General features: G+C 71.7%; 7 protein-coding genes. All 7 read left to right on the top strand.

Translation table 11 applies throughout. The annotated features are described in order from the left end of the window. Positions 1 to 481: 481 nt before the first annotated feature. Positions 482 to 1,003, top strand: a complete 522-nt coding sequence (locus tag J1C73_RS30720; protein WP_207319234.1) for a DUF2617 family protein — start codon at positions 482 to 484, stop codon at positions 1,001 to 1,003. An 84-nt stretch (positions 1,004 to 1,087) separates the two neighbouring features. Then, positions 1,088 to 2,686, top strand: coding sequence for a polyamine aminopropyltransferase (locus tag J1C73_RS30715; RefSeq protein ID WP_207319233.1), 1,599 nt, complete (start codon positions 1,088 to 1,090; stop codon positions 2,684 to 2,686). A gap of 161 nt (positions 2,687 to 2,847) precedes the next feature. Further along, positions 2,848 to 3,852 (top strand): SRPBCC domain-containing protein, encoded by a 1,005-nt coding sequence (locus J1C73_RS30710; RefSeq protein WP_207319232.1) that lies wholly within the window; start codon positions 2,848 to 2,850, stop codon positions 3,850 to 3,852. A gap of 21 nt (positions 3,853 to 3,873) precedes the next feature. Beyond that, the gene (locus tag J1C73_RS30705; protein ID WP_207319231.1) at positions 3,874 to 4,668 is read left to right on the top strand and encodes an aldose epimerase family protein; all 795 of its coding nucleotides are present in this window, start codon (positions 3,874 to 3,876) and stop codon (positions 4,666 to 4,668) included. Between the two features lie 110 nt (positions 4,669 to 4,778). Next, positions 4,779 to 5,318, top strand: a complete 540-nt coding sequence (pyrE, locus tag J1C73_RS30700) for an orotate phosphoribosyltransferase (protein WP_207319230.1) — start codon at positions 4,779 to 4,781, stop codon at positions 5,316 to 5,318. A gap of 201 nt (positions 5,319 to 5,519) precedes the next feature. Beyond that, positions 5,520 to 6,551, top strand: a complete 1,032-nt coding sequence (gene fbaA / locus J1C73_RS30695) for a class II fructose-bisphosphate aldolase (RefSeq protein WP_123460191.1) — start codon at positions 5,520 to 5,522, stop codon at positions 6,549 to 6,551. Positions 6,552 to 6,644: 93 nt separating this feature from the next. Next, positions 6,645 to 7,800: MalY/PatB family protein (locus J1C73_RS30690; RefSeq protein WP_207319229.1), on the top strand; the 1,156-nt coding region annotated here is incomplete at its 3' end.

The following is a 7,800-nucleotide window of genomic DNA, read 5'->3' as shown; positions in this document are numbered from 1 at the left end:
GTGCGGCAGCGGCAGTGGTCACTCGGGCGGTCACTCCGGTGGCCACTCCTGTGGCGGTGGCCATTCGTGCGGCGGGGGTTCGTCGTGCGGCGGCGGGGGCGGATGCGGCGGAGGCAGCTGACACGGGGCAGCTGGTCCGCGACCGGGCGGGTGTACGACGGCCCGGTGCCGGCAGAGGTGTCCGGCGGGACGTGGGACGGGGCTTCGAACCCGCTCTAAGTCCCCCCGGACACCTTTTTGTTGGGCCTTGCGGCGAGTCTCCGGTGAACAGGTGAACCGGAAGGCCCCCGAGGGGATGGAAACCACGCCAAGTTGGGTAAAAACACTGCGAGTGAGGCTTAGTTCGTGATTCCCTCGGTGGAGAGAACATTCAGCCCTCGGACCCCAGTTGGACCTGATCGGGCGCTTTCCACCTCCCACGTGCACCACGTCGGGGGCGTCCCCCTGTCCATGTGTCCATGTGTGTTTGCGGAGCCGACCCATGCTCACGACCCTCCATACGGCCTATTCCGACACCCGTGCCGCCGATCTGGCCTGGGCGCTGGGGCGTGAACCGCTCCCGGCGCTCGCCGTGCTCGATCTCCATCTCGACGGCGCCCAACTCCAGTTGCGCCTGCTCGGCGCCTCCCATCAGGTCCTCCTGGAGGAGGACCGCGGCAGCTGTTCCGAAACCGTCGCCTGTATGCCGGGCAGCAGCACGCCGCTGCCCCTCGGTGTGTCCAAGCGGCTCGGGGACTGGGAGTACGAGTTCGCGGCCCGCGTGGAGACGCTCAGTGCGGGCTCGTTCGCGGGGCGCGCGCAGGAGCTCCTGGCGCTCGTCGCCGACCATCCCCACGGCCTGGCCGGGACGTTCCCGGGCAGTCCGCACGCCTTCACCGCCATGCTCGCCCAGCGGTCCGAGGGGCAGGTGCGGTGGCGTACCTGGCACGCGTACCCGCAGGAGGGACAGCTGGTGGTGACGCGCACCCGAGTGGGTGTGCGGATGCCGGCGGCCGTGCTGTGACGGGGGCCAACTCCGCTGCGGTTGAGTCACTTACATCCTTGTGGGTGACAAGCGGCGACGTTCCAGTGACGTAGCGTTCGCGGCATGATCGACCAGCAGGTGTCGCTGCGAGGGGGCGCGGCGCGGCTTCCCGTGCGACCGCGGACCGGCCGGTACCTCGTGCTGGCCGCGGTCTTCGTCTGCGCCGCGTGCGGTCTGGTGTACGAGCTCGAACTGGTCGCGCTCGCCTCCTATCTGATCGGTGACTCCGTCACCCAGGCGTCCGTCGTGCTCTCCGTGATGGTGTTCGCCATGGGGATCGGCTCGTTGCTCGCGAAACGTTTATGCAGTCGGGCCGCGGTCGGCTTCGGTCTGATCGAGGCCGTGCTCGCGCTGGTCGGCGGCTCCTCCGCGCTGGTGCTCTACGCGACGTTCGCCTGGATCGGGGAGTCGCGGTACGCGCTGGTCGGCTTCTCGCTGGCGATCGGGGTCCTGATCGGTGCGGAGATCCCGCTGCTGATGACGCTGATCCAGCGCGTCGACCGGCAGGACGCGGGCGGGGCCGTCGCCGATCTGTTCGCCGCGGACTACGTGGGGGCGCTGGTCGGCGGGCTGGCGTTCCCGTTCCTGCTGCTGCCGATGCTCGGGCAGCTCACCGGGGCGCTGTTCACCGGCGCGGTCAACGCGGCGGCGGGCGGGGCGCTGGTGCTGTGGGTGTTCCGCCGGGATCTCACCTGCCGGTCCCGGTGGCTGCTCATCGCCGTCAATGTGGCGGTGATCGCCCTGCTGGCCACGGCCGCAGTGCTGGCCGACGACTTCGAGCGGGCGGCGAGGCGCGCGGTGTACGGGGACCGGGTGCGGGTCGCGATGCAGACCGACGTGCAGGAGGTGGTGCTGACCGGGGCGGGCCGCAGCTCCCTGGACCTCTATCTGGACGGGCGGCTGTGGGTCAGCTCGCGTGACGAGTACCGGTACCACGAGGCGCTGGTGCACCCGGTGATGAACGGGCCGCACGCGCGGGTGCTGATCCTGGGCGGCGGCGACGGTCTGGCGGCCCGCGAGGTGCTGCGCTACCCCGGCGTACGGAGCGTCACGCTGGTGGAGCTGGACCCGGCTGTCACCCGGTTGGCCCGTACGGACCAGGCGCTCTCCGCGCTGAACGCGCACGCGTACCGGGACCCGCGGCTGACGGCCGTGACCGGGGACGCGTTCACCTGGTTGCGGGCGGCGCACGGCCGCTACGACGCGGTGATCTCGGACCTGCCGGATCCGGGGGTCTCGGCCAGCACGAAGCTCTACTCGGCGGAGTTCTACGGTCTGGTCGCCGAGGCCCTCGCGCCCGGCGGCCGGCTGGTGGTGCACGGGGGGCCGCCGCTCGGCCGGCCGCACACGTACTGGACGGTGGAGGCGTCGATGAGGGCGGCGGGACTGCACACCCGCCCCTACCGGATCAGTGGCCCACACGCCGGTTTCGAGGCGGGCCCGGACCGTGCGACCGGCCGGGCCACGCAGGTGCACGGCTGGGGGTTCGTGCTGGCCGGACTCGGCCGGACCCCGGCGCTCGCCCTGGACCCGGAGGCGCCGGAGCTGAGGTCCCTGTCGCAACCGGTGCTCCGGGAGGCGGGGCGGCGGGCGGAGTCCGGCCGGCTGCCGGGGCTGGCGCCCTCGACCCTGGTGCACCCGAGGTACTGGGACGAGCCGTGAGCGCTTGTCCCGACCGGGGGTGAGTGGGAGGCGAGTGCCTTGAGCCGTACGGGCGGGACCGGCACGGGGAGCCGTGGGCCGTACGGGACGGGGCGGTGGCGGTGGCTCCGGAGGGGCGGAAGCGGTGACGTGATGCCCGGGGCTGAGTAGGCTCGGTTTCCATGGAGCATGAGGTGTTCGTTCCGGTTCCGGTCCCTGTCCTTCGGCGGACGCTGGGCGATCCTGCCCGGGTCGCGCGCTGTGTGCCGGGGCTCCAGCAGGACGCCGACGCGTCCGCGGGCCCGCTGGCGGGCCGGCTCAAGGTACGGGTCGGCGGCCACACCATCACCTACCGGGGCGCGCTGCGGCTCATCGCGCTGACGGGCGGCGGGGAGGGGGACGCCGCGTACGGCGTCTCCGTGACGGGCGAGGGCGCGGAGGCGCGCGGCACCGGTTCGGCGAAGCTGGCCCTGACCGTCCGCCTGACGGAACGGGACGGCGGTACGGCGATCGAGTTCGAGGGCACGGTGGGCGGCGACGGCCGCCTGGTGGAGCTGGACGCGGCGGCGGCGCTCACCGCGGCCCACCGCCTGCTGGACCGGTTCGTACAGCAGCTGGTGACGGAGGCGCTCGCCGCGCACGAGGGGACCCAGGACCCCGTGGACGGCGCGGGGGACGACGGGGCCGACGACTCCGCGGACGACGGGGCTGGCGGGGCTGGCGACGCCGCGGGGTCCGCGTCCGTGGCCGGTTCCGAGGAGCGGTCCGTCGGTGACGCGGTGGAGAAGGCCATCGAGGAGGCCGCCGAGGAGGCGGACGGCACCGGTGCCGAGGAGGCCCCGACCACGCATGACGCCGCCGCCGACGAGGCGCCGGCCGGCGAGCAGCCGCCGGAGAGGGCCTCGGTCTTCGACACCCCGGTGCCGCCGCCTTCGCTGGACCCGGTGTCCGGGATCGAGTTCACCGTCCCGGACGGGCCTCCGGCCGAGGCCGCACATGCCCGGCGCACCATGATCGGGCGCAGCGCCGAAGAGGTCGACCATGCCCCGCCGCGCGGCCGGTACGCCCCCGTGCCGTCGCCCGACTCGACCGGTGCGGGCGCCACGCTCCGCTGGGTGGCCCCGGCGGCCGCCCTCGCCATCGCCTCCGCCGTGGTGGTGGGCCGGGCGCTGCGGCGCCGGAGGTAGCCGCGCCAGTAGTGTCGTCGTGTGAGCAGCAGCGAGAAGGACGTCCGGCTGTCCGTCGGCGACGCAGAGTTGACCGTGAACCCCGCCAACGGCTGCCGTATCAGCAGTCTGCGGATCGGTGGTACCGAACTGTTGCGGCAGGGGGAGCGGTACGGCTGCTTCCCGATGGTGCCGTGGTGCGGGCGGATGGAGAACGGGCAGTTCCGCAACGGCGATGTCCCGCACCGGATGCCGCTGACCGCCCCGCCGCACGCCATTCACGGCACGGGCCGTGACACGGCCTGGCAGATCGCCCGGGAGACCGGGACGGAGGCCTCGTTCTACTACGACCTGGCCGCCCCCTGGCCGTACCCGGGCCGGGTGACGCAGACCGTCGAACTGGCCGAGGACTCGGTCACGTTGGCGTTCGGCATCGAGACGTACGGGGACTCCTTCCCGGCGCAGGCCGGCTGGCACCCCTGGTTCCGGCGCAGCCTCGGCGGCGAGGACGTGCGGATCGGCTTCGACGCGGCCTGGCAGGAGGAGCGGGGCGAGGACCATCTGCCGACCGGCCGCCGGATTCCGCCTCTGGACGGACCGTGGGACGACGCCTTCGGGATGCCCGACGGCGTGGATGTGACCCTCACCTGGCCGGAGCAGCTGGAGCTGACCGTGAAGAGCCGGACCGAGTGGGTCGTGGTCTACGACGAGCAGGCCGAGGCGGTCTGTGTGGAGCCGCAGTCGGGTCCGCCGAACGGACTGAACACCGCACCCCGCTACGTCACCCCGATCGAACCCCTGGAGATCGCGACGACCTGGAGCTGGCGCAGTCTCTGAGCGGCCGCAGCCCGGTCCGAGGCCGCCCACAGCCTCTGAGCCGGTGGAGGTGCGCGTACGGGCCGCCGCCGCGCGAACGGGCCGCTGCCGGGCGCCTTATCCTCGTAGCCATGACAGACGTACGCGCTGAGCTGCTGCAGCAGATCAAGGACAAGGCCGTTGTACACGGCAAGGTGACGCTCTCCTCCGGCCTGGAGGCCGACTGGTACATCGACCTGCGCCGCATCACGCTGGACGGCAAGGCTGCTCCGATGGTCGGTCAGGTCATGCTCGACGCGACCGCGGAGCTGGACTACGACTGCGTGGGCGGGCTGACGCTGGGTGCCGACCCGGTCGCCACCTCGATGCTGCACGCCTCCGCCGCTCGCGGTCAGGAGCTGGATGCGTTCGTCGTCCGCAAGGCGCAGAAGGCCCACGGGTTGCAGCGCCGGATCGAGGGCGCCGAGGTCAAGGGCCGTCGCTGCCTGGTCGTCGAGGACACCTCGACGACGGGTGGCTCGCCACTGACCGCTGTCGAGGCGGTGCGTGAGGCGGGTGGCGAGGTCGTCGCCGTAGCCGTGATCGTGGAGCGGGGCGCGGCTCCGGCCATCGCCGAGGCGGGGCTCCCGTATGTCCATGTGTACTCGGTCGCGGACCTCGACCTGTCCTGACCTGCGGTTTCTTTTGAGGGCGGCCGGTTTCACGTGAAACCGGCCGCCCTTGTCGTATGTCCGCAACCGGTGGCCCCGAACGATGGGGGAGTGCGCCGGGTGGAGCCGAACCCAGAGTCTGGGAAGATGGGGGCGACGATGACGTCGCCCCCAGGTCAGGGAACCAGCAACGCACACCCGCACATCCCAAGGAGCGGACAGATGCCCATCGCAACCCCCGAGGTCTACGCCGAGATGCTCGACCGGGCGAAGGCAGGCAAGTTCGCCTACCCGGCCATCAACGTGACCTCGACCCAGACCCTGCACGCTGCGCTGCGCGGTTTCGCGGAGGCCGAGAGCGACGGCATCATCCAGATGTCCACCGGTGGGGCGGAGTTCCTGGGCGGCCAGTACAACAAGGACATGGTCACGGGCGCTGTCGCCCTGGCCGAGTTCGCGCACATCGTCGCCGCCAAGTACGACATCACGGTCGCGCTGCACACCGACCACTGCCCCAAGGACAAGCTGGACACGTATGTGCGTCCGCTGATCGAGGTCTCCGCGGAGCGCGTCGCCAAGGGTCAGAACCCGCTGTTCCAGTCCCACATGTGGGACGGTTCGGCCGAGACGCTGGCCGACAACCTCTCCATCGGCCAGGAGCTGCTGGCCAAGGCCGCCGCCGCCAAGATCATCCTGGAGGTCGAGATCACCCCGACCGGCGGTGAGGAGGACGGCGTCACGCACGAGATCAACGACGAGCTGTACACGACCGTCGACGACGCGCTGCGTACCGCCGAGGCGCTCGGGCTGGGCGAGAAGGGCCGCTACCTGCTGGCCGCGTCCTTCGGCAACGTGCACGGCGTCTACAAGCCGGGCAACGTCGTGCTGCGCCCCGAGCTCCTGAAGGACCTCCAGGTGGGTGTCGCCGCCAAGTACGGCAAGCCGGCCGGCAGCCAGCCGTTCGACTTCGTCTTCCACGGCGGCTCCGGCTCCACCGCCGAGGAGATCGCCACCGCGCTGGAGAACGGCGTCGTGAAGATGAACCTCGACACCGACACCCAGTACGCATTCACCCGCCCGATCGTGGACCACATGTTCCGCAACTACGACGGCGTGCTGAAGGTCGACGGCGAGGTCGGCAACAAGAAGGTCTACGACCCGCGCAGCTGGGGCAAGTCCGCCGAGGCGGGCATGGCCAAGCGCGTCACGGAGGCCTGCGCCAACCTGCGGTCCACCGGCACCAAGCTGAAGTAGTCCCGTACGGATGTGTGCGTGGGCCCGGTATCCCTTGGGGTGCCGGGCCCACGGCATGTCCGTACCCGGCAGGAACGATCCGAGGGAACAGCTGTGAGCACGTCCTACGACTTCGACACCGTCATCGACCGCCGCGGCACCTGGTGCGTCCAGTGGGACGGGGTCGCGGACCGGTTCGGGGTGGACGGGCTGCTGCCGTTCACCATCTCCGACATGGACTTCGAGACGGCCCCCGAGGTGCTGGCCGCCCTGCGGTCCCGTCTCGACCACGGCGTGTTCGGCTACACCGACTGGCAGCAGGACGACTTCACGTCGGCGATCGCCCACTGGTACGCGACGCGGTACGGCACCACGATCGACACCGGCCGGCTGGTGTACGCGCCCTCCGTGCTGAGCCAGCTCTCGCAGCTGCTCCAGATGTGGACGGCGGAGGGGGACGGCGTCGTCGTCCACACCCCCACCTACGACGGTTTCCGCAAGGCGGTCACCGGGCTCGGGCGGGAGCTGCGGGGGGTGCCGCTGGGGGACGCGGCCGCGCTGGAGCGGGAGCTCGCACGTGAGGACAACAAGGTCCTCCTGCTCTGCTCGCCGCACAATCCGACGGGGCGGGTGTGGACGGAGGCGGAGCTCGCGGAGCTGGCCCTGCTCGCCGCGCGGCACGGGGTCGCGGTGATCAGCGACGAGATCCACGCGGACTTCGTGCACGGCGGACGCCGGCACGTGCCGTGGCCGCGGGTGGCGGGCGACGGGCGCTGGGCGGTCATCACCTCGGCGTCGAAGTCCTTCAACTTCCCGGCACTGACGGGTTCGTACGGGATCATCGGACGGCCCGCCGACCGGACGGAGTTCCTGCGCCGGATGCAGACCGCGGAGGGGCTCGCCTCACCGGCGGTGCTCTCGCTGACCGCGCACATCGCCGCGTACCGCGAGGGCGGGGCGTGGCTGGACGCGGTCCGCACGTATGTCACCGGGAACCTGGCCCTGGTCGGGGAACGCCTGAACGCGGCCTTCCCCGAGCTGGGGTGGGAGCCGCCGCAGGCCGGCTACCTGGCCTGGATCGACCTGCGGAAGGCGGGCGTCGAGGACGACGAGGCGCTCCAGCGGGTGCTGATCGAGCGGGAGCGGGTCGCGGTGATGCCGGGGAGCGTGTACGGGGCTGAGGGCTTCGTGCGGCTGAACGTGGGGTGCGCGCGGAGCAAGGTGGAGGCGGGGCTGGCGGCGTTGATCCGGGGCGTGGAGGCGGTACGGG

Origin of the sequence: Streptomyces laculatispora (assembly GCF_017353455.1) — a bacterium.
Classification (GTDB): Bacteria; Actinomycetota; Actinomycetes; order Streptomycetales; family Streptomycetaceae; genus Streptomyces; species Streptomyces laculatispora.
Note: the sequence above shows the minus strand (reverse complement) of the source record. Positions and strands in the feature narration are given on the sequence as shown.